This window comes from Streptomyces sp. GLSS-08, assembly GCF_056387915.1.
Genome location: NZ_JBWJAQ010000004.1, coordinates 120427 through 143983, shown reverse-complemented (window position 1 = coordinate 143983; position 23557 = coordinate 120427). Strand labels below are relative to the sequence as shown.

The 23557-nt window shown below is 70.0% G+C and carries 26 protein-coding genes, 1 tRNA gene and 1 pseudogene; 12 read left to right on the top strand and 16 right to left on the bottom strand.

Annotated features, from left to right (window positions below):
• Positions 1-172: 172 nt before the first annotated feature.
• Positions 173-2554 carry a transglycosylase domain-containing protein gene (locus AC0ZLC_RS08710; protein WP_476751314.1) on the top strand — a complete coding sequence of 794 codons (2382 nt, stop codon included), beginning with the start codon at positions 173-175 and terminating at the stop codon, positions 2552-2554.
• A 117-nt stretch (positions 2555-2671) separates the two neighbouring features.
• Here the strand turns inward: AC0ZLC_RS08710 and AC0ZLC_RS08705 are convergent, their stop codons facing one another.
• Both AC0ZLC_RS08705 and AC0ZLC_RS08700 read right to left on the bottom strand, forming a co-directional pair.
• Positions 2672-3016 (bottom strand): GroES family chaperonin, encoded by a 345-nt coding sequence (locus tag AC0ZLC_RS08705; protein WP_355780317.1) that lies wholly within the window; start codon positions 3014-3016, stop codon positions 2672-2674.
• A 43-nt stretch (positions 3017-3059) separates the two neighbouring features.
• Entirely contained in the window at positions 3060-3398 is a 339-nt protein-coding gene (locus AC0ZLC_RS08700; protein ID WP_476751313.1) for a DUF3618 domain-containing protein, read from the bottom strand.
• 165 nt (positions 3399-3563) lie between these two features.
• On the opposite strand from AC0ZLC_RS08700, the gene bcp reads away from it, so the two are divergent.
• The 5 genes and pseudogenes from bcp (at position 3564) to AC0ZLC_RS08675 (ending at position 5860) form a co-directional block, all read left to right on the top strand.
• Entirely contained in the window at positions 3564-4031 is a 468-nt protein-coding gene (bcp, locus tag AC0ZLC_RS08695) for a thioredoxin-dependent thiol peroxidase (protein ID WP_476751312.1), read from the top strand.
• Between the two features lie 176 nt (positions 4032-4207).
• A pseudogene (locus tag AC0ZLC_RS08690) lies at positions 4208-4489 on the top strand (MFS transporter); the annotation flags it as partial.
• A gap of 105 nt (positions 4490-4594) precedes the next feature.
• The gene (locus tag AC0ZLC_RS08685; protein ID WP_476751311.1) at positions 4595-5257 is read left to right on the top strand and encodes an HNH endonuclease signature motif containing protein; all 663 of its coding nucleotides are present in this window, start codon (positions 4595-4597) and stop codon (positions 5255-5257) included.
• Positions 5254-5775, top strand: coding sequence for an HNH endonuclease signature motif containing protein (locus AC0ZLC_RS08680; protein WP_476751310.1), 522 nt, complete (start codon positions 5254-5256; stop codon positions 5773-5775). Before AC0ZLC_RS08685 ends, AC0ZLC_RS08680 begins: the two co-directional genes overlap by 4 nt.
• A gap of 10 nt (positions 5776-5785) precedes the next feature.
• Positions 5786-5860: transfer RNA gene (locus AC0ZLC_RS08675), tRNA-Leu, on the top strand.
• A 54-nt stretch (positions 5861-5914) separates the two neighbouring features.
• On the opposite strand, the gene rdgB is transcribed toward AC0ZLC_RS08675, so the two are convergent.
• The 4 genes from rdgB to AC0ZLC_RS08655 all read right to left on the bottom strand — a co-directional run bounded on the left by rdgB (position 5915) and on the right by AC0ZLC_RS08655 (position 8194).
• Positions 5915-6517, bottom strand: a complete 603-nt coding sequence (gene rdgB, locus AC0ZLC_RS08670; protein WP_476751309.1) for an RdgB/HAM1 family non-canonical purine NTP pyrophosphatase — start codon at positions 6515-6517, stop codon at positions 5915-5917.
• 61 nt (positions 6518-6578) lie between these two features.
• Positions 6579-6965, bottom strand: a complete 387-nt coding sequence (locus tag AC0ZLC_RS08665) for a hypothetical protein (protein WP_476751308.1) — start codon at positions 6963-6965, stop codon at positions 6579-6581.
• An 82-nt stretch (positions 6966-7047) separates the two neighbouring features.
• Positions 7048-7782, bottom strand: coding sequence for a ribonuclease PH (gene rph / locus AC0ZLC_RS08660; RefSeq protein WP_476751307.1), 735 nt, complete (start codon positions 7780-7782; stop codon positions 7048-7050).
• A 124-nt stretch (positions 7783-7906) separates the two neighbouring features.
• A complete protein-coding gene (locus AC0ZLC_RS08655) occupies positions 7907-8194 on the bottom strand; it encodes a PTS sugar transporter subunit IIB (RefSeq protein WP_476751306.1) in 288 nt (95 codons plus the stop codon).
• A gap of 122 nt (positions 8195-8316) precedes the next feature.
• Between AC0ZLC_RS08655 and AC0ZLC_RS08650 the strand changes: the two genes are divergently transcribed.
• Positions 8317-9606, top strand: coding sequence for a PTS transporter subunit EIIC (locus tag AC0ZLC_RS08650; RefSeq protein ID WP_476751305.1), 1290 nt, complete (start codon positions 8317-8319; stop codon positions 9604-9606).
• A gap of 235 nt (positions 9607-9841) precedes the next feature.
• A complete protein-coding gene (locus AC0ZLC_RS08645) occupies positions 9842-11107 on the top strand; it encodes a PTS transporter subunit EIIC (protein WP_476751304.1) in 1266 nt (421 codons plus the stop codon).
• A gap of 54 nt (positions 11108-11161) precedes the next feature.
• On the opposite strand, the gene AC0ZLC_RS08640 is transcribed toward AC0ZLC_RS08645, so the two are convergent.
• Positions 11162-11914, bottom strand: a complete 753-nt coding sequence (locus AC0ZLC_RS08640; RefSeq protein ID WP_476751303.1) for an MBL fold metallo-hydrolase — start codon at positions 11912-11914, stop codon at positions 11162-11164.
• Positions 11915-12179: 265 nt separating this feature from the next.
• Here AC0ZLC_RS08640 and AC0ZLC_RS08635 point away from each other — a divergent pair, with 265 nt between their 5' ends.
• The gene (locus AC0ZLC_RS08635; protein WP_476751302.1) at positions 12180-12647 is read left to right on the top strand and encodes a type II toxin-antitoxin system PemK/MazF family toxin; all 468 of its coding nucleotides are present in this window, start codon (positions 12180-12182) and stop codon (positions 12645-12647) included.
• 96 nt (positions 12648-12743) lie between these two features.
• On the opposite strand, the gene AC0ZLC_RS08630 is transcribed toward AC0ZLC_RS08635, so the two are convergent.
• The 7 genes from AC0ZLC_RS08630 to clpS form a co-directional block, all read right to left on the bottom strand.
• Positions 12744-13694, bottom strand: coding sequence for a PLP-dependent cysteine synthase family protein (locus AC0ZLC_RS08630; protein WP_358851378.1), 951 nt, complete (start codon positions 13692-13694; stop codon positions 12744-12746).
• Between the two features lie 5 nt (positions 13695-13699).
• A complete protein-coding gene (locus AC0ZLC_RS08625; RefSeq protein ID WP_358851379.1) occupies positions 13700-13978 on the bottom strand; it encodes a MoaD/ThiS family protein in 279 nt (92 codons plus the stop codon).
• A gap of 115 nt (positions 13979-14093) precedes the next feature.
• Positions 14094-14195, bottom strand: coding sequence for a putative leader peptide (locus AC0ZLC_RS08620; protein WP_356134259.1), 102 nt, complete (start codon positions 14193-14195; stop codon positions 14094-14096).
• A gap of 79 nt (positions 14196-14274) precedes the next feature.
• A complete protein-coding gene (locus AC0ZLC_RS08615; protein ID WP_476751301.1) occupies positions 14275-14697 on the bottom strand; it encodes a M67 family metallopeptidase in 423 nt (140 codons plus the stop codon).
• A gap of 119 nt (positions 14698-14816) precedes the next feature.
• On the bottom strand, positions 14817-16253 hold the full coding sequence (locus AC0ZLC_RS08610) for an amino acid permease (RefSeq protein WP_476751300.1): 1437 nt from the start codon (positions 16251-16253) through the stop codon (positions 14817-14819).
• A gap of 331 nt (positions 16254-16584) precedes the next feature.
• Positions 16585-17190 carry a DUF2017 domain-containing protein gene (locus AC0ZLC_RS08605; RefSeq protein WP_476751299.1) on the bottom strand — a complete coding sequence of 202 codons (606 nt, stop codon included), beginning with the start codon at positions 17188-17190 and terminating at the stop codon, positions 16585-16587.
• 82 nt (positions 17191-17272) lie between these two features.
• Complete coding sequence (gene clpS / locus AC0ZLC_RS08600; RefSeq protein ID WP_476751298.1) at positions 17273-17590, bottom strand: ATP-dependent Clp protease adapter ClpS; 318 nt, start codon at positions 17588-17590, stop codon at positions 17273-17275.
• A 79-nt stretch (positions 17591-17669) separates the two neighbouring features.
• On the opposite strand from clpS, the gene AC0ZLC_RS08595 reads away from it, so the two are divergent.
• On the top strand, positions 17670-19046 hold the full coding sequence (locus AC0ZLC_RS08595; protein WP_476751297.1) for a nicotinate phosphoribosyltransferase: 1377 nt from the start codon (positions 17670-17672) through the stop codon (positions 19044-19046).
• A gap of 292 nt (positions 19047-19338) precedes the next feature.
• Positions 19339-19932: a nicotinamidase gene (locus AC0ZLC_RS08590; RefSeq protein ID WP_476751296.1), complete on the top strand. Its 594-nt coding sequence runs from the start codon at positions 19339-19341 to the stop codon at positions 19930-19932.
• A 57-nt stretch (positions 19933-19989) separates the two neighbouring features.
• On the opposite strand, the gene AC0ZLC_RS08585 is transcribed toward AC0ZLC_RS08590, so the two are convergent.
• Positions 19990-20319: a hypothetical protein gene (locus AC0ZLC_RS08585; protein ID WP_476751295.1), complete on the bottom strand. Its 330-nt coding sequence runs from the start codon at positions 20317-20319 to the stop codon at positions 19990-19992.
• 122 nt (positions 20320-20441) lie between these two features.
• On the bottom strand, positions 20442-22787 hold the full coding sequence (locus AC0ZLC_RS08580; protein WP_476751294.1) for an immune inhibitor A domain-containing protein: 2346 nt from the start codon (positions 22785-22787) through the stop codon (positions 20442-20444).
• Between the two features lie 447 nt (positions 22788-23234).
• Here AC0ZLC_RS08580 and AC0ZLC_RS08575 point away from each other — a divergent pair, with 447 nt between their 5' ends.
• Positions 23235-23531: a hypothetical protein gene (locus AC0ZLC_RS08575; RefSeq protein ID WP_476751293.1), complete on the top strand. Its 297-nt coding sequence runs from the start codon at positions 23235-23237 to the stop codon at positions 23529-23531.
• The last annotated feature ends 26 nt before the right edge of the window (positions 23532-23557 follow it).

Here is a 23557-nt window from a genome sequence, read left to right as displayed (position 1 = left end):
AAGCGCACGAGCCTAGTCCCCGGGTGACCTGGCGTGCGACGCATTTTCCCGCCGCGACACGTCCCGGGATCGGGGAACGGAACGCCCGGTGCGAGAGTCTTCAAGAGGGGGCGCACCAGACGTACGAGGTCGTACGCATCCGTACGACGCGAAACAGGAGTCCGGCACCGAGATGAGCGACGAGCCGCAGCCGCAGGACAGCAGCAAGGGCCGGCCGCCCGAAGAGCCCGGGCAGGCCCAACCGACGCCCGCGAAGAAGCGCCGGCGCACCGGCTGGCGCCGGCTCTTCCCGACCTGGCGGATGGTGCTCGGCACGTTCGTCGGCCTGATCCTGCTCCTCGTCGGACTCTTCGCGCTCGGCTACTACCTGGTCAAGATCCCGGCCGCGAACGCCGCCGCGGTCAAGCAGAGCAACGTGTACCTGTACGCGGACGGCAGCCAGCTCGCCCGCGACGGCGAGGTCAACCGGGAGAACGTCACCCTCGCCGAGATCGCCGCGAACACCCAGCACGCGGTGCTCGCCGCCGAGGACCGGGACTTCTACACCGAGTCGGCCGTCGACCCCAAAGCCATGGTCCGCGCGGGCTGGAACACCGTCACCGGCAAGGGCAGGCAGTCCGGCTCGACGATCACCCAGCAGTACGTGAAGAACTACTACCTGGGCCAGGAACAGACCGTCTCGCGCAAGGTGAAGGAGTTCTTCATCTCCATCAAGCTGGACCGCGAGAAGAGCAAGGACGACATCCTCGAGGGCTACCTCAACACCAGCTACTTCGGCCGCAACGCGTACGGCATCCAGGCCGCCGCCCAGGCGTACTACGGCGTCGACGCCGACCGCCTGACGGCGGGCCAGGGCGCCTACCTCGCCACGCTGCTCAACGCTCCCAGCGAGTACGACGTGATCGCCCACCCCGAGAACAAGTCCGCCGCCCTGGCCCGCTGGAACTACGTCCTGGACGGCATGGTCAAGAAGGACTGGCTCAGCCCGTCCGCCCGCGCCGCCGTCGACTTCCCCACGCCGAAGGAGGCCAAGGGCTCCGCCGGGATGTCCGGACAGCGCGGCTACCTCGTCCAGGCCGTACGCGACTACCTCACCGGCAACGGGATCATCGACGAGGACACCCTCGCCACCGGCGGCTACCGCATCACCACGACCCTGCAGAAGAAGAAGCAGAACGCCCTCGTCAAGGCCGTCGACGACCAGGTCATGGACCAGCTCGACAAGAAGAACCGCAAGGTCGACACCTACGTCCGCGCGGGCGGCGTCTCCATCGACCCGGCCGGCGGCAAGGTCGTCGCCATGTACGGCGGCATCGACTACACCAAGCAGTACGTCAACAACGCCACCCGCCGCGACTACCAGGTCGGCTCCACCTTCAAGCCGTTCGTGTTCACCTCGGCCGTCCAGAACGCCGCGACCACCCAGGACGGCCGCCCCATCACCCCCAACACCGTCTACGACGGCACCGACAAACGCCCCGTGCAGGGCTGGAGCGGCGGCACCTACGCCCCCGAGAACGAGGACAACGTCTCCTACGGGCCGATCACCGTACGCAGCGCCACCGACAAGTCGGTCAACGCGGTGTACGCGCAGATGGCCGTCGACGTCGGCGCGGACAAGGTCAAGGACACCGCCGTCGCCCTCGGCGTCCCGGCGACCACCCCCGACCTGACCGCCACCCCCTCCATCGCGCTCGGCCCGGCCACCGCCAGCGTCCTGGACATGGCGCAGGCCTACGCGACCCTCGCCAACCACGGCAGGCACGGCACGTACACCCTCGTCGAGGACATCGGCAAGGACGGCGCCGCGAACGTCCTCCTGCCCGGCCGGGGCACGAAGCAGGCCGTCGACCGGGAGGCCGCCGACACCACGACGTCCGTCCTGCAGAGCGTCGTCGAGGGCGGCACCGGCACCGCCGCGCTTGCCGCGGGCCGCCCCGCCGCCGGCAAGACCGGCACCGCCGAGGAGGACCAGGCCGCCTGGTTCGCCGGCTACACGCCCGACCTCGCCACCGTCGTCGCCGTGATGGGCCAGGACCCCGACACGGGCGCGCACAAGCCGCTGTACGGCGCGCTCGGCCAGGCCCGCATCAACGGCGGCGGCTACCCCGCACAGATCTGGGCCCAGTACACGAGGAACGCCCTCATCGGCACCCCGGCGAAGGACTTCGACCTGGAGGTGGAGGCAGGCGCGCAGGAGCCGCAGCTCCCCTCCACCGGGCCCACCGGCCAGACCCCCGGCACCGGCGGCCAGGACACCGGCGGCACCACCGGCACCTCCCCCACCACCGGCGGCACGGACACCGGCGGCACCACCGGCAGCCCCGGCACCGGGGGCACGACCGGCAGCACCCCCACCACGGGAGGCACCGCGACCGACGGAGGCACCACGGACGGCGGCACCACGGACACCGGCGGGACCGACACCGGCGGCACCACCGACGGCGGCACCACCGACGGCGGCACGACCGACACGGGCGGCTCCACCGACGGCGGCGACACGGTCGGCACGGCGGCGGGGGTCTTCAACCGGCCCGCAGGCAGACGCCCGTAGAGCCCGCCCCCCACCGACAGACCCGGTACGGCGCGTCTCGCCGGGACAGCCCCAACCGGGCGAAGGGCACGGCGAAGGGGCCGGTGACCACGGTCACCGGCCCCTTCGCGACACCTGCTACAGATAGAGCCCCGTGGAGTCCTCGGACCCCTCGAAGCGGTCCGCGGCCACCGCGTGCAGATCCCGCTCACGCATCAGCACGTAGGCGGTGCCCCGCACCTCGACCTCGGCACGGTCCTCGGGATCGTAGAGAACCCGGTCCCCCGGCTCCACGGTCCGCACGTTCTGCCCCACCGCCACGACCTCCGCCCAGGCGAGGCGCCGGCCGACGGCCGCGGTCGCGGGAATCAGGATGCCGCCGCCCGACCGCCGTTCACCCTCGGCGGCGTCCTGCCGCACGAGCACACGGTCGTGCAGCATCCGGATGGGCAGCTTGTCGTCGTGATGGGTCTTCTCGCTCACGCGACGAACCTACCCGCCCCGGCCGCTCCCGTACGCAAGCGGGTCAACGCCTGCGACGGCGCGGGCCCAGCGTGAGCAGACCCACCAGCCCGACGGCGAGCAGCGCCACCGGCACGATGCGCTCCAGCCTCGGCGCGCCCTCCTCGGTGACGAACTGCGCCCGCACCTCGCCGACGACCCGGTTCACGCCGACATAGGCGCGGCCGAGCGTGTGGTCGATGTGGGAGACGGCCCTGGCCTTGGCGTCCCCTGCGATGGTCTTGGGATGGACTCGCACACCGATCTCGTCCAGCGTCTCGGCGAGGACTTCCCGGCGGCGTTTGATGTCCGCCTCGATCTGCGCCGGAGTCCTGGTATCCGACGTTCTCGACGTATCCGACACCGCGCTGCCTCCGTGGTCGTTGCTACACAACTCTGTTCTCCGGACTGTCTCCGGTCGACAGTCTGTCAGCTCGCGGGCGATCGCACCCCACGGCACCCCCTGCCGGACGCGCCGAAGCCCATTAGGCTCGTTCCCCGAAACCCGCCCCTGTCACGTGAGGTACCGATGAGCGAGCGACTCCAGCCCGGCGACACCGCCCCCGCCTTCACCCTGCCGGACGCCGACGGCCACGACGTGTCCCTTGCCGACCACAAGGGCCGCAAGGTCATCGTCTACTTCTACCCCGCCGCCCTCACCCCCGGCTGCACCAAGCAGGCCTGCGACTTCACGGACAACCTCGAGGTGCTGGCGGGCGCCGGCTACGACGTCATCGGGGTCTCCCCGGACAAGCCCGCGAAGCTCGCCAAGTTCCGCGAGCAGGAATCCCTGAAGGTGACACTGGTCGGGGACCCCGACAAGTCGGTCCTGGAGGCGTACGGCGCCTTCGGCGAGAAGAAGCTGTACGGCAAGACGGTCGTCGGCGTCATCCGCTCCACGGTGATCGTGGACGAGGAGGGCAAGGTCGAACGGGCCCTGTACAACGTGAAGGCGACCGGCCACGTGGCGAAGATCATCAAGGACCTGGGCATCTGACGGCCCTGTGACGAAGGTCCCTCCCGCCGGGACCTTCGTCTGCGGTCGCCACCATCGAGCAGGTGATCCGCTGGACCACGAGATCCAGCGACGAGGTTCCCTCCATGGCGGCCACCGGGCCCGGACCCGACGGGGTCACCGCCGACCCCGAGGCGGTGAAGCGCCACCGGACGCTCAGCCTGGCCGGCGTCTCGGCGGGCATGCGGATGCTCGGCCTCTCCCTGGTCTGCATGCTCGGCACGATGTCCGCGGCCCTGCCCGCGCTCTTCCCCACCCAGGTCCGCTACGGCTCCCTCTCCGTCGGCTACAACCTCTCCGCGTCCCTCTTCGGCGGCACGACCCCGCTGGTCATCACCGCCCTCATCACCGCCCTCATCAGCGTCACCGGCAGCGACATGATGCCCGCGTACTACGCGATGGCCGCGGCGCTCGTCGGCGTCGTCGCCGTCGCCTGCATGACCCCGTCCCCGAGGTTCTGATCCCGCACGGCTCCGTGACTGTCCGATAGTCGGTTCGTTACTCCGTACGAGATCACGAACAGGTGGCGCAACGGAGGGGGAACGATGGGGGCCAGCCCGTACACCAGGGAGCGCCTGGAGAAGGCGGCGAGCTCGTCGCGGACGCTGTCGGAGGCACTGGGGAAGCTGGGGGTGGATGCGGGGAGATCGCGACGGGAGTACATCCGCAAGCGCATGAGGCAACTCGGTGTGGACACCTCTCACTTCGAGCGGGAGGGCTCGCGATGGACGAGGGCGGTCCTCGGACCGGTGGTCGCCAGGTCGGCCAGCGTCTACGAGGTGCTGAGGTGTCTCGGATTGGCCCCGGTGGGCGGCCACCACGCCCACATCGCACGCCGCATCAAGGCGTACGGTCTCGACACCTCGCACTTCACCCCGGTGGTGCGGACGGAGAGGATGCGGCACAACCGACGGCGCAGGACCGCCGGGGAGATCCTTGTCGCCGACGTCTCCGTGCATGCCAGGCGGACGCCCAGCGCTCGGCTCAAGAGAGCGATGAGCGAACTCGGCGTCGCCAACCGCTGCGCCCTCTGCGGGATCGGCCCCGTCTGGCTCGGTGCGGCACTCCCGCTGGAGGTGGACCACATCGACGGTGACTGGCGGAACAACCGTCTCGAGAACCTGCGGCTCCTCTGCCCGAACTGCCACTCCACCACGGACACCTATCGCGGTCGGGCCAAGATCCGCAGTGGGAGGGCGGTCTCGTGAGCGACCTCGGGCGCCGGACGCGCCCCACGTCCGAAGAACTCCGCCGGGCGGTGGCCGGGGCGGTCTCTCTGGCTGACGTACTTCGGCACCTCGGTCACCCGGACAACGGCGGCCGGCGCGTGATGCTGCGCCGCTGGATCGGCGAGGAGCAGCTCACGACCTCACATTTCCTGGGGCAGGGGCACCGGCGGGGGAAACCGGGGACCACCCCCGTCAAAGCGCCGGAAGCCGTGCTGGTCCGGCACGGCAGAGCGGGTCGGACATCGACGAGCCTCCTCCGGCGCGCGCTCCGCGAGGTCGGTGTACCGGAGCGGTGCGCCCGGTGCGGGTGCGGTCCGCAGTGGCTGGGCAGGCGGATGACGCTGGAGATCGACCACGTCAACGGCGACCGCAGCGACGACCGCCGCGAGAACCTGCGGCTGCTGTGCCCCAACTGCCATGCGGTCACGAGCACCTGGTGCCGTGGCGGCCGCCGCCGGGCCGCGTCGGCCGACTGCGTACGCCGCCCAGTAGAGTAGGCGGCGCTGCGGGCCCGTACCCCAGCTGGCAAGAGGGCGCCGGTTTAGGTCCGGTGTGTCGTGGGTTCGAGTCCCACCGGGCCCACTGCGTTCAGGGCGCCACACCTTCGAGGAGTGGCGCCCTTCTGCGTGCGCGCCCTCAGCCCACCAGTTCCCGTACCGCCGGGACCAGGGCGCGGAACGCCTGGCCCCGGTGGCTGATCGCGTTCTTCTCCTCGGAGGAGAGTTCCGCGCAGGTGCGGGTCTCGCCGGCCGGCTGGAGGATCGGGTCGTAGCCGAAGCCGTTCGTGCCGGAGGGCGCGGCGCGGAGGGTGCCGAGGAGGCGCCCCTCGACGACGCGTTCCGTGCCGTCGGGGAGGGCTAGCGCCGCCGCGCACGCGAAGTGGGCGCCGCGGTGCGGGTCGGCGATGTCGCCGAGCTGGGCGAGCAGCAGTTCGAGGTTGGCCGTGTCGTCGCCGTGGCGGCCGGCCCAGCGGGCGGAGAAGATGCCGGGGGCGCCGCCGAGGACGTCGACGCAGAGGCCGGAGTCGTCGGCGACGGCGGGCAGGCCGGTGGCCTGGGCGAGGGCGTGCGCCTTGAGCAGGGCGTTCTCGGCGAAGGTGACGCCGGTTTCCTTGACGTCGGGGATGTGGGGGTAGGCGTCCGCGCCGACGAGGTCGTGTGGGAGTCCTGCGTCGGCGAGGATCGCCTCGAGTTCGGTGATCTTTCCGGCGTTGCGGGTGGCGAGGATCAGGCGGGTCATGCGCACCAGTATCCAGGGGTGCGGCTGGGTCCCGGCCGGACGGCCGTCGTTGCGGCGGGTGTTACGGGGTGCAGACCTTGGTGAGTTCGCCGGCCGCGTCCGTGACGGGGCTGATGTCGGGGGTGTCGTCGCCGTTGGCGATGGCGGTGCGGACGTTGTCGACGGCGGTGCCGAGGTCGTCGACGGCCTTGTTGACGTCGGCGTTGTCGGTGGTGTCGTCGATCTTGTCGAGGTTCCGCTCGATGGAGCGGAGGGATTCGTCGGTCTGTGTCGGGTCGTTGGCGGCGTTCTCGACGGCCTGCTGGAGGTCGGTGACGCTGTCGGCTATGGCGTCTGCGGTCTGGACGCAGTCCAGGGCCTTGTTGACGGCGTCGCAGCCGACGGCCGCCGGCAGGACGACGAGTGCGGCGGCGACGGCGAGTGCCGCGGTGCGGTGGCGCGAGGCCATGGAAGGGTCCCTCCCCGTGGGCATGGTGTGGTCGCGGGCGCGCGGCTGAGCCGTGCGCCCGTACCTCTAAGAACGCGTACGGCTAGTGTGCGGTTGCCTCGAGGGCGGCGCGCTGGGCGGCGGCGAGTGCGTCGCAGCCCGATACGGCGAGGTCGAGGAGGGCGTTGAGTTCCTCGCGGTCGAAGGGTTCGGCCTCGGCGGTGCCCTGGACTTCGACGAAGCGGCCGTCGCCGGTGCAGACGACGTTCATGTCGGTGTCGGCCTTCACGTCTTCCTCGTAGCAGAGGTCGAGGAGGGGTACGCCGCCGACGATGCCGACGGAGACGGCGGAGACGGTGCCGGTGAGGGGCTGCCGTCCGGCTTTGACGAGTTTCCTGCCCTGGGCCCAGGTGACGGCGTCGGCGAGGGCGACGTAGGCGCCGGTGATGGCGGCGGTGCGGGTGCCGCCGTCGGCCTGGAGGACGTCGCAGTCGAGGACGATGGTGTTCTCGCCGAGGGCCTTGTAGTCGATGACGGCGCGCAGCGAGCGGCCGATGAGGCGGCTGATCTCGTGGGTGCGGCCGCCGATCCTGCCGCGGACGGATTCGCGGTCGCCGCGGGTGTTGGTGGAGCGGGGCAGCATGGAGTATTCGGCGGTGACCCAGCCTTCGCCGCTGCCCTTGCGCCAGCGCGGGACGCCTTCGGTGACGGAGGCGGTGCAGAAGACCTTGGTGTCGCCGAAGGAGACGAGGACGGAGCCTTCGGCGTGCTTGCTCCAGCCGCGCTCGATGGTGATGGGGCGGAGCTGGTCGGGGGTGCGGCCGTCGATTCGAGACATGGCGACGAGCCTAGCCGTACATGGGTGAGGGGCCGCTCCGGGTGGGGAGGCGGCCCCTGGGGGTGAGCCCGGTGGGGCCCGGCGGGACGTGGTGGGTCCGGCGGGGTCCGGTGGGTTCAGGTGTTCACATCATGTCTTCGATGTCGGCGGCGATGGGGTCGGCGTCGGTGCCGATGACGACCTGGATGGCGGTGCCCATCTTGACGACGCCGTGGGCGCCTGCGGCCTTGAGGGCGGCTTCGTCGACCTTGTCGGGGTCGACGACCTCGGTGCGGAGGCGGGTGATGCAGCCTTCGACCTCTTCGATGTTCTCGATGCCGCCGAGCCCGGCAACGATCTTCTCAGCCTTGGTGGCCATGTCCTTCTCCCTGATCCGAACCGCTTTTGTCGCAGTAACCCACAGTTGGCCCATCTTCGCGAGCGGTCGTGCGGTGTGTGCCGAATGATGACGATCACGACAGCCTGACCGCTCGCAACTGGTCTACACCACTTTTCAACGGCCGCCAAACCCGGTCCTGTTCCCGGAGGACGTCCATGAGCGCCGACAGTGCGGCCAGGCCCGCGCGCACCCGCCGGAACGATCTGTTCCAGGGTTTGCAGAAGATGGGCCGGAGCCTGCAGCTTCCCATCGCGGTCCTGCCGGCCGCGGGCATCCTGAACCGGCTGGGGCAGCCGGACGTGTTCGGGGACGAGGGGCTCGGCTGGACCGACGTCTCCAAGGTCATGGCGGGTGCGGGCAGCGCGCTGCTCGACGGTTCGCTCGGGCTGCCGCTGCTGTTCTGCATCGGTGTGGCCATCGGCATGGCGAAGAAGGCGGACGGGTCGACGGCGCTGGCGGCGGTGGTCGGGTTCCTCGTCTACTACAACGTGCTGCGGCAGTTCCCGGAGGACTGTGCCGAGCAGGCGAAGGTCATCCAGAACATCGGCTGCATGGGCGCGGACCAGTCCGTGACGGCGTTCACGTACCAGAATCCGGGGGTCTTCGGCGGCATCGTCATGGGGCTGATGACCGCGTATCTCTGGCAGCGCTTCCACCGTACGAAGCTGGTCGACTGGCTCGGGTTCTTCAACGGCCGCCGGCTCGTGCCGATCATCATGTCGTTCGTGGCCATCGCGTTCGCCGCGCTGTGTCTGTGGGTGTGGCCGCCGATCGGTGACGGGCTGGAGAACTTCAGCGACTGGCTGGTGGGGCTCGGGGCGTGGGGTGCCGGTGTCTTCGGTGTGGCCAACAGGGCGCTGCTGATGATCGGGCTGCACCAGTTCCTGAACGTGCCCATCTGGTTCCAGTTCGGCAGTTTCACCAAGCCGGACGGGACGGTGGTGCACGGTGACATCAACATGTTCCTGGCGGGTGACCCGAACGCGGGGCAGTTCACGTCGGGGTTCTTCCCCATCATGATGTTCGCGCTGCCGGCGGCGTGCCTGGCCATGACGCACTGCGCCAAGCCGCACCGCCGCAAGGAGATCGGCGGTCTGATGCTCTCGGTGGCGCTGACGTCGTTCGTCACCGGCATCACGGAACCGATCGAGTACTCGTTCATGTTCATCGCGCCGGTGCTGTACGCGATCCACGCGCTGCTCACCGGCGTCTCCATGGCGGTGACCTGGGGTCTCGGCGTGCACGACGGTTTCAGCTTCTCGGCCGGTCTGATCGACTACGTCATCAACTGGAACCTGGCGACCCGGCCGTGGGCGATCATCCTGATCGGCCTGTGCTTCGCCGCCGTGTACTACGCGATCTTCCGCTTCGCGATCACCAAGTTCGATTTGAAGACTCCGGGGCGTGAGCCCGAGGACGAGGTGGAGGACACGACGCGGGCGTAGCGCCCCGGGGGCCGCGTGTCCCCTCACCGCCCGAAGGGCCCCTGGACCTGCCTGGTCCGGGGGCCCTTCGTGACGTATGGAACCGGTTGTTCCGCTATGGCCGAGGCCACAAAATCCGCGGGTTCCTTATCCAGCCTTCACCGTGCTACAACAGGTCTACACCACTGAGTGGTGTAGACCACGCCGTCCCCCACCCCCTGTCCCCTGGGCGGCGCCTTGCCCACTGGAGGAAGTTGTGTCCACGGCCAGCGCCGCTCCCGCGGCCGACAAGAAGAAGGGCTCGGGCGTGATGGCTGTTCTGCAGCGCATCGGCCGCAGCCTCATGCTTCCGGTCGCTGTCCTGCCCGCCGCCGCGCTGCTGGTGCGCCTCGGCAACACCGACATGCTGGGGCGCGAGTCGTTCCCGTCGTTCCTGACCAAGATCGCCGGCTTCATGTCGGCCGGCGGCAACGCCATCCTCGACAACATGGCGCTGCTGTTCGCGGTGGGCATCGCGATCGGCTTCGCCAAGAAGTCGGACGGCTCGACCGCACTCGCGGCCGTGGTCGGCTACCTGGTCTTCAAGAACGTGCTCGCCACGTTCACCGACAAGAACCTGCCGAAGGTCGCCACGGCCGTCGACGGCAAGGTCGTCATGGTCGACGCCCCCGTGGACGCCAAGGTCCTCGGCGGTGTGGTCATGGGCATAGTCGTGGCCCTGCTGTACCAGCGGTTCCACCGGACGAAGCTGCCCGACTGGGCGGGCTTCTTCGGCGGCCGCCGCCTCGTCCCGATCCTCTCGGCCTTCGCGGGCCTGGTCATCGGTGTCGTCTTCGGTTACATCTGGCCGGTGCTCGGCACGGGTCTGCACAACTTCGGTGAGTGGCTGGTCGGTTCGGGCGCGGTCGGCGCCGGCATATTCGGTGTCGCCAACCGTGCGCTGATCCCGGTCGGCATGCACCACCTGCTGAACTCCTTCCCGTGGCTGCAGGCCGGCGAGTACAAGGGCAAGAGCGGCGACATCGCCCGCTTCCTGGCCGGTGACCCGACCGCCGGACAGTTCATGACCGGCTTCTTCCCGATCATGATGTTCGCGCTGCCCGCGGCCTGCCTCGCGATCGTGCACTGTGCCCGCCCCGAGCGCCGCAAGGTCGTCGGCGGCATGATGTTCTCGCTCGCGCTGACCTCGTTCTTCACGGGTGTCACGGAGCCGATCGAGTTCACCTTCATGTTCATCGCACCGGTCCTGTACGCGATCCACGCGGTGCTCACCGGTGTCTCCATGGCGCTGACCTGGGGGCTGGGCATGAAGGACGGCTTCGGCTTCTCGGCCGGCGCGATCGACTTCGGCCTGAACCTCGGCATCGCGACCAACCCGTGGGGCCTGGTCCTGGTCGGCCTGTGCTTCGCGGCGGTCTACTACGTGGTCTTCCGCTTCGCGATCACCAAGTTCGACCTCCCGACGCCGGGCCGCGAGTCCGACGAGGAACTGGCGGCGCTGCAGAAGGCCGAGGCCAAGTAGCCGCTCACGCACCGAGGCCCCCGGGATCACCCGGGGGCCTTCCGCGTACCGGCGTCAGATCCGGTACGACGCCCCCGGCGCCGCCAGTTCCGCCGGGCCGTCGTACACCGCGCGCGCGTCCGCCAGGTTGGTCCGGGGGTCCGTCCACGGGGGGATGTGGGTGAGGACCAGGCGGCGGGCTCCCGCGCGGGCGGCCGTCTCGCCGGCCTCGCGGCCGTTGAGGTGGAGGTCGGGGATGTTCTCCTTGCCGTGGGTGAACGCCGCCTCGCACAGGAACAGGTCGGTGTCGCGGGCGAGTTGGTCCAGGGCGTCGCTGACCCCCGTGTCCCCGGAGTAGGTCAGCGAGCGGCCGCCGTGCTCGACCCGGATGCCGTACGCCTCCACCGGGTGGCGCACCTTCTCCGTGTGCACGGCGAAGGGGCCGATCTCGAAGGAGCCCGGCTTGACCGTGTGGAAGTCGAAGACCTCGCTCATCGAGGACGCGGAGGGCGTGTCCGCGTACGCCGTGGTCAGGCGCTGCTCCGTGCCCTCGGGTCCGTAGACGGGGAGGGGGTCGCAGCGGCCGCCGTCGTGGCGGTAGTAGCGCGCGACGAAGTACGCGCACATGTCGATGCAGTGATCCGCGTGCAGATGGCTGAGGAAGATCGCGTCGAGGTCGTAGAGACCGCAGTGGCGCTGCAGCTCGCCCAGGGCACCGTTGCCCATGTCGAGCAGCAGCCGGAAGCCGTCGGCCTCGACGAGGTAGCTCGAGCAGGCCGACTCCGCGGACGGGAACGACCCCGAGCAGCCGACGACGGTGAGCTTCATGAGGGCTGGAACCTCCGCGCTGGCGGGAAATGCAAAGGCAGAAACGAAACGGGAACGGGGGTCGTGCGGTGCGTCGAGCGTAAGGCGCAAAAGCTCCCGTCGCTCCTCCGCCGTGGGCCGTTGTGGGCGAACTCACCTGTGCTGTCACCGGTTCGGATGGACATGCGGCGGACGGGGCCGGACCGGGGCGGCAGCGGTTCGGACGGACGTGCGGCGGACGGGGCCGGGGCGGCGGCCAAAGGTGCGCGCCGGTACCTTCTACGGTATGGACACGACCTGGTGGCTCGCCCTGGTGGCCGTGGTACTGCTCGCTCTGGTCGCGACACTGGTCGACGGCTGGGGTCGCGGGCGGCGCCCGCCGGGACGTACGCGTCCGCCGGGGCGTCCGTCCGGGCGGGCGGCGGAGCCGCGGGGACGGGCGGGCAAGCCCCAGCCGGCGGAGATCTGGTGGGCGAACGTGCCCTACGAGGACGGTCCGGGCGCGAAGGACCGGCCCTGTCTGGTGCTGTCCGTGCGCGGGCGCCGGGCGACGGTCGCGAAGATCACCAGCAAGTACCACGACGAGCGGGCCGGGGTGATCCCGCTGCCGCCGGGGTCGGTGGGCGATGCCCACGGCAGGCCGAGTTACCTGGAGACGGACGAGCTGCGGGACGTTCCGGTCGGGGACTTCCGGCGCCGGGTGGGGGCCGTGGATCCCGCGCTGTGGGACCAGGTGCGCCACCTGGCCCGGTGACCGCGCGGGCGAACCCCCGTGGGCCGGCCGCAGGCCCCGGACGCGGGACGGGCCGCGGGTCCGGCCGCCCCTCCGGCTCCGGGACTGCGCCGGGACCTACGCCCAGAGCTGGCCCTGGAGCGTCTCGATGGCCTCTTCCGTGGTCGCGGCCGTGTACACGCCCGTCGACAGGTACTTCCAGCCGCCGTCGGCCACGACGAAGACGATGTCGGCGCTCTCCCCCGCCGCCAGCGCCTTCCTGCCGACACCGATTGCGGCGTGCAGGGCGGCGCCGGTGGAGACACCGGCGAAGATGCCCTCCTGCTGGAGCAGTTCCCGCGTGCGGGTGACGGCGTCGGCGGAGCCGACGGAGAAACGGGTGGTCAGGACGGAGGCGTCGTACAGCTCGGGGACGAAGCCCTCGTCGAGGTTGCGCAGACCGTAGACCAGGTCGTCGTAGCGCGGCTCGGCGGCGACGATCTTGACGTCGGGCTTGTGCTCGCGCAGGAACCGGCCGACGCCCATGAGGGTGCCGGTGGTGCCGAGTCCGGCGACGAAGTGCGTGAGGGAGGGGAGGTCGGCGAGGATCTCCGGGCCGGTCGTCGCGTAGTGCGCGCCCGCGTTGTCGGGGTTGCCGTACTGGTAGAGCATCACCCAGTCCGGGTGCTCGGCCGACAGCTCCTTGGCGACGCGTACGGCCGTGTTGGAGCCGCCGGCCGCCGGGGACGAGATGATCTCGGCGCCCCACATGGCGAGCAGGTCGCGGCGCTCCCGGGAGGTGTTCTCGGGCATGACGCAGACGATGCGGTAGCCCTTGAGCCTGGCGGCCATGGCGAGCGAGATGCCGGTGTTGCCGGAGGTCGGTTCGAGGATGGTGCAGCCGGGGGTGAGCCGGCCGTCCTTCTCCGCCTGTTCGATCATGTGGAGGGCCGGGCGGTCCTTGACCGAGCCGGTCGGATTGCGGTCCTCCAGCTTGGCCCAGATGCGCACGTCCTCGGACGGCGACAGCCGCGGCAGGCGCACCAGGGGGGTGTTGCCCACCGCGGCCAGCGGGGAGTCGTAGCGCATACCGATCAGGCCATGCCGCCGGCCACGGCCGGCAGGATCGTGACGTTGTCGCCGTCGGTCAGCTTGGTGTTGATGCCGTCGAGGAAGCGGACGTCCTCGTCGTTGAGGTAGACGTTGACGAAGCGGCGCAGCTCGCCGGCGTCCACGATCCGGGCCTGGATGCCCGCGTGGCGGGTCTCCAGGTCGGCGAAGAGCTCGGCAAGGGTCTCCCCGCCGCCCTCGACGGCCTTGTGGCCGTCGGTGTAGGTGCGGAGGATGGTGGGGATGCGGACCTCGATGGCCATGATTGCGGGCTCCTGTCGGGAGGAAAGTCAGGTCGGTGGGCGCGCGGCGGCGCTGCGTGCGTAGCGGGACGCGGGGTGGTGACGCCGCGGCTCCACGGCCGTACGGCGGCGGGGGTCAGCGCGGACAGAGGGCGCTGTTGAGCCTGCACAGGTCGACGTGCAGCCGCGCCACGAGCAGCGTGCCCGGCGTCTTCTCGCTCACGTCGTGGGAAACCATGCGCTCATCGTATCGATTCCCGGTCGGGATCCCGGAGTGTGATCTCAGATAGTGGATGAATTCTGACCGAAATGCGGGATCAGTAGCTCTCCACCACGGTGACCTCCTCCTCCGTCACCACGCCGTCGAGGATCCGGTAGGAGCGGAACTGGAAGGGTCCGGCGTCGTCGGCGTCGGCCGTGGAGACCAGGACGTAGTGCGCGCCGGGCTCGTTCGCGTACGAGATGTCGGTGCGCGAGGGGTAGGCCTCGGTGGCGGTGTGCGAGTGGTAGATGACGACCGGTTCCTCGTCACGGTCGTCCAGCTCGCGGTAGAGCTTCAGCAGGTCGCCCGAGTCGAACTCGTAGAAGGTGGGCGAGCGGGCCGCGTTCAGCATCGGGATGAACCGCTCCGGGCGGTCCGTGCCGGCCGGGCCCGCGACGACGCCGCAGGCCTCGTCGGGGTGGTCCTGCCGCGCGTGCGCGACGATCTGGTCGAAGAGCGCCTGGGTGATGGTCAGCATGCTGGTCAGGATAAGCAGAAGGGCCGTCCCGTACCGAGGGGTGGTACGGGACGGCCCGGATGCCGGACGGGCGGCTCGGCGCCGACGAGGCCGCAGCGGGGCACGCGGCGCCTCGGAGGTCAGCGCTTGACGAAGGCCGCGCCCTGCGGGTTGCGGTTCTTGAGCACCAGGTAGGAGACGCCCAGGAGCAGGGCCCACACGGGGGCGCAGTAGAGCGAGATGCGGGCGTCCTTGTCGATGCCCATCATCACGATCACCATGCCGATGAAGGCGAGCGAGAGGGCGCTGGCCCAGATGCCGCCGGGGGCCGGGAAGGAGGAGCGGGGCAGCTCGCCGCGGTCGGACTTGAGGCGGTAGCGGATCTGACAGATCAGGATGACGATCCAGGCCCACATGCCGGAGATGGTGGCGAAGGAGACGACGTAGTTGAACGCCTCGCCGGGCCACTGGTAGTTGATCCAGACGCCGACCATCATCAGCGCGGCCGAGACCGTGGTGCCGATGAGCGGGGTGCCGCTGCGGGTGAGCCTGGTGAAGACCTTGGGGCCCTGCCCGTTGAGCGCGAGGTCGCGCAGCATGCGGCCGGTGGAGTACATGCCGGAGTTGCAGGAGGACAGCGCGGCGGTCAGCACGACGAAGTTGACGATGCCGGCGCCGGCGGCGAGGCCCATCTTCTCGAAGGCGGCGACGAAGGGGCTGACGCCGGGCTGGAAGTTCGTCCACGGCACGACGGACAGGATCATGATCAGGGCGCCGACGTAGAAGACGGCGATGCGCCACGGCACGGTGTTGATGGCCTTCGGCAGGACCGTCTTCGGGTCCTTGGACTCGCCGGCCGTCACGCCGACCAGCTCGACGGCGAGGAAGGCGAACATGACCATCTGGAGGGTCATCAGGGTGCTGCCGATGCCGTGCGGGAAGAAGCCGCCGTCGCTCCACAGGTGGCTGACCGACGCGGTGTCGCCGGCGTCGGAGAAGCCGAGGGTGAGGATGCCGGCGCAGATGAGGATCATGCCGACGATGGCGGTGACCTTGACCATCGAGAACCAGAACTCCAGCTCGCCGAAGAGCTTCACGGAGATGAGGTTCACGGCGTACAGGATGACCGTGAAGACCAGTGCGGAGACCCATTGCGGGATGTCCCACCAGTACGTCATGTAGGTGGCGGCCGCGGTGACCTCGGTGATGCCGGTGACGACCCAGAAGAGCCAGTACGTCCAGCCGGTCACGAAGCCCGCGAAGGGGCCGATGAACTCGCGTGCGTACTCCGAGAAGGAGCCCGACACGGGGCGGTACATGAGCAGCTCGCCGAGGGCGCGCATGATGAAGAAGATGACCACGCCCGCGATGGCGTAGGCGAGGATCAGGCTGGGCCCGGCCTTCGAGATGCCCTTGCCCGCGCCGAGGAACAGACCGGTGCCGATGGCGCCGCCGATGGCGATCATCTGGATCTGCCGGGATCCGAGACCGCGCTGGTAGCCCTCGCCGTCCTCGGTCGCCGCGCTCTGCACGGCCTCACTGCCGTCGTACTGCTTGTCGACCTGCGATGAGGTCATGTTTGGTGCGCCTTTCTCCATGCCGACCCGAGCCGTCTGCGCGGCCTCGGAATCGGGTCCCGATCCCCCCGGATGTGATGGAGCTGTGCCTGGCCGGCGATCCGCCGGCTCGGTGGCGCACCCGTCGGGACATGGGTGTCGTCCCGTCGGGCGGTCGTGAAGATTTATCACGGCCGCAACAATGATCGGCTGAGGCGTTCGTGGTACACGCCACAGGAAGAACCGGACAAAAGGCGAACCGCGCCCCATAGGGCGCGGTCACGGTAATGCGATCGTTATCCGGATTTGAGCGTCCGCTGAGCGAACATCAGCGGGTGATTGTCCTGACAGGTCAGGGCATAAGGGTCTCGACAAGGGTCTCCTGGAGACCGCCCAGCCACAGGTACGCCAGCACCATGGGCTTGCGCGGGTCCTCGTCGGGGAGCCGGTAGAGCAGGTCGGTGTCCTCCTCGTCGACGACGTCGAGCCGGGCGCCGATCGCGAGCCGCAGGTCGTTGAGGGCCCGCAGCCACTGCTCGGACTGCCCGGCGGACAGTTCGAGGACCGCACCGCCGTCCCCGGCGGGGGTGAGCGCGTCCAGGGAGCGGATCACCGCCAGCGCGTTGTCGCGCTTGCCGGCGCGCAGGTCGTTCTCCGTGAAGCGGCGGAACTCGGAGGAGTGGGCGCGCTGCTCCTCGGCCTGCTCGGGCGAGTGGGCCTCGACGCCGGGGCCGCTGTACGCGTCCGGGAAGAGGCGTTGCAGCACGGGATCGGTGGGCGGCTCGCTGGGGCCCTCGGCGAACAGCTCGGCGAGCGGGTCCTCGGGCGAGTTCTCGGCGGGGCCGGGGCCGATCAGCTCCAGGAGCTGCACCGCGAGCGAGCGGATGATGGAGATCTCGACCTCGTCGAGCGCGACGGCCGCGCCGCCGCCGGGGAGCGGTTCGAAGTGTCCTGGCATCAGGGTGCGTCGCTACTTCCAGTACTGCGCGCCGCGGCCGGCCCGTTCGGTCGTGCGGTACCGGGCGCCGCGGCCGGTGCGGTCATTTCCGGTCCTGCTGGAGGGTGGCCCACAGACCGTAGCCGTGCATGGCCTGCACGTCGCGTTCCATCTCCTCGCGCGTGCCGCTGGAGACGACCGCGCGGCCCTTGTGGTGGACGTCGAGCATGAGCTTGTTGGCCTTGTCCTTGGAGTAGCCGAAGTACGTCTGGAAGACGTACGCGACGTAGCTCATGAGGTTGACCGGGTCGTTGTGAACGATCGTCACCCAGGGGACGTCGGGCTCGGGTACGGCGAAGACCTCCTCCGCCGACTCGGTCTTCTCGGTCTCTAGGGGTGCGGGAGCCGTCACACCGCCCATGCTGCCACCTGAGGGGGCCACCCGGCGAAACGGACCCACAAATCGTCAGTGTGACGAGATGGGAGTACGATCCGTCGTCATGAACACAGCGGACCTTGGCCTGGCAGAAGAAGGGCGCGAAGCGCTTCCTCAGGAGGGTGGTGGCGGGCGACGGGTGGGCGTTCCCTCGACGGCGCTCTTCACGGACCAGTACGAGCTGACGATGCTGCAGGCCGCTCTGGCCGGGGGGACCGCCGAGCGGCGCTCGGTCTTCGAGGTCTTCACCCGGCGGCTGCCGGAGGGCCGGCGGTACGGCGTGGTGGCGGGCACCGGCCGGGTCCTCGACGCCGTCGAGAACTTCCGCTTCGACGCGGACGTGCTGGGCTTCCTGCGGGAGAACGGGATCGTCGACGAGCCCACCCTGGAGTGGCTCGCCGCGTACCGCTTCGGCGGGGACATCTGGGGCTACCCCGAGGGCGAGGTGTACTTCCCCGGGTCGCCGGTCCTGCGGGTGGAGGGCTCCTTCGCGGAGTGCGTGCTCCTGGAGACCGTGATCCTGTCCATCCTCAACCACGACTCGGCGATCGCCGCGGCCGCGTCCCGCATGTCCTCGGCGGCGGGCGAGCGGCCGCTGATCGAGATGGGCGCGCGACGCACCCACGAGCTGGCCGCGGTGGCCGCCGCGCGCGCCGCGTACGTCGGCGGCTTCGCGACCACCTCCGACCTCGCCGCCGGTTTCCGGTACGGCATCCCCACCGTGGGGACGAGCGCGCACGCCTTCACGCTCGTCCACGACCGGGAGCGGGACGCCTTCCAGGCCCAGGTGAACTCGCTCGGCCGGGGCACCACGCTGCTCGTGGACACGTACGACGTGCAGGAGGCCGTCCGCACGGCCGTGGAGGTCGCGGGGCCCGAGCTGGGCGCGGTGCGCATCGACTCCGGCGACCTGCTGCTCGTCGCGCACCGGGTGCGCCAGCAGCTGGACGAGCTGGGCGCGGCCAAGACGAAGATCATCGTCACCTCCGACCTGGACGAGTACGCGATCGCCTCGCTGGCGGCGGCGCCGGTGGACGCGTACGGCGTCGGCACCCAGCTGGTGACGGGATCGGGCCATCCGACGGCCTCGATGGTCTACAAGCTGGTCGCCCGTGCCGAGTCGGCGGACCCGAAGGCCCCGCTCGAGCCGGTCGCGAAGAAGTCGTCCGGCGGCAAGACGTCCCTCGGCGGCCGCAAGTGGGCCGCCCGGCGCCTGGACGGGTACGGCGTCGCGGAGGCCGAGGTGATCGGCACCGGTGCCGTGCCCGCCGGGCTCGCCGACCGACAGCTGCTGGTCGAACTGGTCAAGGGGGGCCGGGTGCTGGCCCGCGAGGCCCTGGACGTCGTACGCAGTCGGCACGCGGCGGCCCGGGCGAACCTCCCGCTGTCGGCGATGCAGCTCTCGCGCGGCGAGCCGGTCATCCCGACGGAATACGTCTGAGGGGGCCGGGGCGGGGCGGGCCCGGGCCGCGCCCCGCGCGGGCGGACGCGCATGAACCACCGGTGAGCGGGAATGCAACGGCCACGTCCGCCTCCCTCCCGCCGCAGCCGAACGCCCCCTCCCGCAGTGCACCCGAAGTCCCTACGCCCGGTTTCGAAGACCCGCGCCCGCACGACCGCCCTTGGCACCCGCGCCGCCTGCCGGCCGGGGTCCGGGTCCGTGCCCGGGTGACGCGAGACGGCCGGGCCCGCACCCCACCACCGCACACCCGCCGAGCCGAAGGACACCGACCATGCGCCGCGCCTTGATCGTCGTAGACGTGCAGAACGACTTCTGCGAGGGAGGCAGCCTCGCGGTGGCCGGGGGCTCGGACGTGGCCGCCGCGATCACCGAGCTGATCGGCCAGGCGCCCGCGGGCTACCGGCACGTCGTCGCCACCCGCGACCTGCACATCGCTCCCGGCGGTCACTTCGCCGACAACCCCGACTACGTCCACTCCTGGCCCGCGCACTGCGTGGCGGGCACCGAGGGCGTGGGCTTCCATCCGAACTTCGCCCCGGCCGTCGCCTCCGGCGCGATCGACGCCGTCTTCGACAAGGGCGCCTACGCCGCCGCGTACAGCGGCTTCGAGGGTGCCGACGAGAACGGCGTCCCGCTGGGCGACTGGCTCAGGGCACGCGAGATCGCCGAGGTCGACGTGGTCGGCATCGCCACCGACCACTGCGTGCGGGCGACCGCGCTGGACGCGGCCCGCCAGGGCTTCCGCACGCAGGTGCTGCTGGACCTGACCGCCGCAGTGGCGGAGCAGACCACGCACCGGGCGCTGGAGGAGCTGCGCGAGGCGGGCGTGGAACTCTCCGGGAAGCCGGTGGTCCAAGGGCTGTGACCACACCGGTCCGGCCGTCGGCGCCGGTCCCGGCCGGGAGATGGTCGTTGTGGCCGGTCAGGTCTGGGGAATTGGCCGACGCGACAGGGACCGGATCGGCTGCCAGAGTTCCGTCCCGGTGACACCGTTGTCGGGGGCTGTGCGCCAGAGCAGGCCGTCGGGGTGGTGCAGGACCGCGGTGATCTCGTCCGGGGTGGGCGGCGCCGCGTTGCCGCGCAGGTAGACCGCGCGCATCCCCAGATTGCGCAGCCGCGTCAGCGCGCGGGCGCGGTTCTGGGCGAGCACGAGGAAGCGCAGGCAGCCGGCGCCGGGGCCGGCCGGACTCGGCAGGTTGAGTGCCACCACCACGCTGCCGTTCGGCAGCTTGCTGAAACCCCCTGCGGCCATGCGGTCACACCCCCGTGAGATCTGGTGTCAATAAGAAGGTCACAGGACGCACCTAAACACGATCGGCCGCAACCCGCCAGAGGGGTTACGGCCGATCATGGTCTGACCAGGGAAGACGTGAGTTACTTGGTCGAGGGACCCACCTTGAGCGTGATCGTGGAGCCGTCCCTGGGCTCCTTGACGATCTTGATCTTGGTGTTGGTGTCAGTGACCTTGACGCTGTTGAACGGGTTGGCCGGGTCGTAGTACGAGCCCCGGCGGTCGTCGAAGGCCGGGACGCCCTTCTGCGACTTGATCTTCAGCGCGACATCGGCGTTGTGGAGCGTGAACGCGTCCGTCGGGTAGGTGCTGAAGGTGGCGTCGAAGGCCTGGATCTTGTTGCGGAGCAGCTTGCCGTCGGCCCACTTCAGCGCCTTGGCGTGCGCGTCCACCGGCAGGATCAGGCCCTCGCCCGGGTGCTCGCTGGTGTTGTCGTCCGCCTGCGAGGTGTCCCACTTCCAGATCAGCAGACCGTTCTGGTACGGGTAGTGCTCGACCCAGTCGGGACGCGTCGTCGAGAAGCCGAAGTTGTACGGGCCGACCTTGAGGGTCTTGTCGTACGAGACGTACTGGCGGTTCTCGGCCAGGTAGTACTGCGCGTAGTCCTTGGTGAAGGACGCGCCGATGCGGGAGAAGCCGTTGGCCGTCCAGGCCGCGTCCGCGCTCTCCGCGTTGTCGGAGAAGAGGGCGGAGCCGTCGGCGGTCACGGTGATCTCGTCGGCCGCGAAGCCCTTCAGCGCCTTGCCGCCGTCGGAGGAGTAGCGGAAACGCAGGTCGATCTTCTTGCCCGCGTAGGCGTCGAGCGGGAAGGACAGCTTCTTGTACGCGGCCGTGGTGCCGGTCAGGGCCGGCTTGTCACTGCCGTCCCGCGGGATGGCCGCGCCGTCGGCCGTGCCGTCCAGGGCGGTCCAGTTGGCGCCGCCGTCGGTGGACACCTCGGTGTAGAGGAAGTCGTACTCCTCCTCGATGTCCCACCAGCCGTCGAGGGTCAGCGCGGCCTTCGACTTGCCGGTGAGGTCTACCGAACGGGTCAGCGTGTTCTTCAGGTTGTCGCCGCTGCCGCTCCACCACTGAGTGGCACCCTGGGCCGGCGTGACGACCTGGGTGGTGACCTCCTTCTTCGGCAGCGTGACGACCAGCGCCTGCTTGTCCTTGGTGTTGTACTCCGCGACACCCAGCTTGTGCCGCGACTTCTTCCCCGCCTCGGCGGTGCCGTAGTTCAGCCAGCCGAGCTGCAGCTTGTCCCAGGCGTTCATGTCGCCCGGAAGGTCACCGATGGACTCCTTGCCGGTGCCGAGCCAGGAGCCGGCCGACATCAGCGTCCAGAAACCGGTGCCGTTCTCGCCGCCGCCGGAGGTGTCGTACTCGTCCGGCAGGCCCAGGTCGTGGCCGTACTCGTGGGCGAAGACGCCGAGTCCGCCGTTCTCCGGCTGGATGGTGTAGTCGCCGACCCAGATGCCGGTGTCGCCGATCTGCGCGCCGCCGAGCCGGTTGCCCGCGGGGCCCGTGGCGCCCGCGTCGGAGCCGAACGCGTACCAGCGGTGGGCCCAGATCGCGTCCGTGGCCTGGGCGCCGCCGCCCGCCGACTCGTCCTCACCGGCGTGCACGATCTGGAAGTGGTCGATGTAGCCGTCGGGCTCGTTGAAGTCGCCGTCGGCGTCGAAGTCGTAGCGGTCCCACTGGTCGTAGTGGGCGAGGTCCGCCTTGATGGCGGCGTCGGTCTTGCCGGCCGCCTTCTGCTGGGCGACCCAGGCGGTGACGCCGTCGCTCACCACGTTCCAGACGCTGGAGCAGTTGGTCTGGCCGCAGTAGTTGGAGCCGTAACGGGCTTCGTTGTAGGGGACCTTGACCCAGTCGGTGACCTCGCCGTCGACCGAGTAGCGGCCCGAGGACTGCTTCTCGTAGTACTTCTTCAGCGACTCGGTCTTCTTGCCGGTGCCGAAGTAGAGGTCCTGGAAGTGCTTCTGGTCGTAGTCCTTCTGCCAGGCCGTGCTGTTGTCCTTGGCACGGTCCGGCGCGGCTATGCGGTTGTGCAGCGGGCCGGCGGTGCCGCCGTACTTGCTGTCGATCTGGTCGCCGAACTCGACCAGGATCGTGAAGATCTGGTCGGTCTTCTCGCGGCCGACCTCGACGTACTTGCTCTTGTTGAGCTTCACGACCTGGGAGCCGTCGCGGTCCTTGACCGCGGCGTCGCCGGATATGACCCGGTTCAGGGCCTCCTGGCGCTGGGCTTCCTGGGTCTTGCTCAGCGGGCCGTCCAGGTCGTGTTCGACCTTGTTCCTGGCCGGCTGCGGGTCGTGGCGGTCCACGGTCGCCGACGACGGTGCGTCATCGGCCTGGGCCACGGCGAACGTCGAGAACGTGGCGGTCGCCGCCGCGAGGGCGACGCCCACTGCGGCCGCTCTGAACGTCCAGGGTTTGCTGGTCACTTGATTTCCTCCCCTGCGCCCCGTGCGCGCGGAGAGGATGGGGGTCCTGGTCATGGAGGGTCCCGCGCGCCGTACACGCGATTCAAGTGACGACATTCGACCTGAGTTGCCGAGGAAAAGACAGATCTTGACTTGAACAGGCCAAGTGCACTATGCGAAGTGTCCGTTCGCTATCCGGACGGTCCGCGGGACGCCAACGGGCGCGTCGTACCGTCCGGTTGGCGGACGCCATGACTCCGTGCGCCCCCCGTGCTCCGGCACCGTGGGTTAGGTCACGCTTACTGGTCGTTCCGGTCGGGCATGCAGCGGAATAGAGTCGATTGGCGGAACGCCGGTATGCCGGCGGAAAGTCACGTCGACACCGTTGTCCGACCCGCAGATCCTTGTCCGCACCCTCCCCCATCGCGAGAGGTCCGGGGGGAGCACCCACCCGAGGACACGATTGCCATGCCTCGTCCGACCGCCAGGCCTCGACCGACCGCCGCACAGCTCGCCTACGGCTCCTGCACCGTGATCTTCTCCACGCTTGCCATGCTGCTGCTGTCACAGACGAGTTCGGGCCTGGGCATCGCGGTGATCGTGCTCTCGGCGCTCGTCCTCGGGCTGCTCGTCGCCATGACGGTCCCGCTGCCGAAGCCCGTACCGGCCGCCGCCGGGCCCCGGGCTGCCCGGCCGGTGCCGGTGCGGCGGGAGACGGCGTCCGTCGGGTCGTCGGAGTCCGGACGCGAGACGGCGGGCCCGTGAGACACGGACCCGCCCGACGTCACCGC

Coding starts and splice junctions, on each gene's coding strand:
- AC0ZLC_RS08710 (WP_476751314.1), top strand. CDS start 173: ATGAGCGACGAGCCGCAGCCGCAGGACAGCAGCAAGGGCCGGCCGCCC.
- AC0ZLC_RS08685 (WP_476751311.1), top strand. CDS start 4,595: ATGGGGGCCAGCCCGTACACCAGGGAGCGCCTGGAGAAGGCGGCGAGC.
- AC0ZLC_RS08665 (WP_476751308.1), bottom strand. CDS start 6,965: ATGGCCTCGCGCCACCGCACCGCGGCACTCGCCGTCGCCGCCGCACTC.
- AC0ZLC_RS08595 (WP_476751297.1), top strand. CDS start 17,670: ATGAACACAGCGGACCTTGGCCTGGCAGAAGAAGGGCGCGAAGCGCTT.
- AC0ZLC_RS08605 (WP_476751299.1), bottom strand. CDS start 17,190: ATGCCAGGACACTTCGAACCGCTCCCCGGCGGCGGCGCGGCCGTCGCG.
- AC0ZLC_RS08635 (WP_476751302.1), top strand. CDS start 12,180: ATGGACACGACCTGGTGGCTCGCCCTGGTGGCCGTGGTACTGCTCGCT.
- AC0ZLC_RS08630 (WP_358851378.1), bottom strand. CDS start 13,694: ATGCGCTACGACTCCCCGCTGGCCGCGGTGGGCAACACCCCCCTGGTG.
- AC0ZLC_RS08625 (WP_358851379.1), bottom strand. CDS start 13,978: ATGGCCATCGAGGTCCGCATCCCCACCATCCTCCGCACCTACACCGAC.
- AC0ZLC_RS08620 (WP_356134259.1), bottom strand. CDS start 14,195: ATGGTTTCCCACGACGTGAGCGAGAAGACGCCGGGCACGCTGCTCGTG.
- AC0ZLC_RS08585 (WP_476751295.1), bottom strand. CDS start 20,319: ATGGCCGCAGGGGGTTTCAGCAAGCTGCCGAACGGCAGCGTGGTGGTG.
- AC0ZLC_RS08615 (WP_476751301.1), bottom strand. CDS start 14,697: ATGCTGACCATCACCCAGGCGCTCTTCGACCAGATCGTCGCGCACGCG.
- bcp (WP_476751312.1), top strand. CDS start 3,564: ATGAGCGAGCGACTCCAGCCCGGCGACACCGCCCCCGCCTTCACCCTG.
- rph (WP_476751307.1), bottom strand. CDS start 7,782: ATGTCTCGAATCGACGGCCGCACCCCCGACCAGCTCCGCCCCATCACC.
- rdgB (WP_476751309.1), bottom strand. CDS start 6,517: ATGACCCGCCTGATCCTCGCCACCCGCAACGCCGGAAAGATCACCGAA.
- AC0ZLC_RS08640 (WP_476751303.1), bottom strand. CDS start 11,914: ATGAAGCTCACCGTCGTCGGCTGCTCGGGGTCGTTCCCGTCCGCGGAG.
- AC0ZLC_RS08655 (WP_476751306.1), bottom strand. CDS start 8,194: ATGGGCCAACTGTGGGTTACTGCGACAAAAGCGGTTCGGATCAGGGAG.
- AC0ZLC_RS08575 (WP_476751293.1), top strand. CDS start 23,235: ATGCCTCGTCCGACCGCCAGGCCTCGACCGACCGCCGCACAGCTCGCC.
- AC0ZLC_RS08590 (WP_476751296.1), top strand. CDS start 19,339: ATGCGCCGCGCCTTGATCGTCGTAGACGTGCAGAACGACTTCTGCGAG.
- AC0ZLC_RS08610 (WP_476751300.1), bottom strand. CDS start 16,253: ATGACCTCATCGCAGGTCGACAAGCAGTACGACGGCAGTGAGGCCGTG.
- AC0ZLC_RS08650 (WP_476751305.1), top strand. CDS start 8,317: ATGAGCGCCGACAGTGCGGCCAGGCCCGCGCGCACCCGCCGGAACGAT.
- clpS (WP_476751298.1), bottom strand. CDS start 17,590: ATGGGCGGTGTGACGGCTCCCGCACCCCTAGAGACCGAGAAGACCGAG.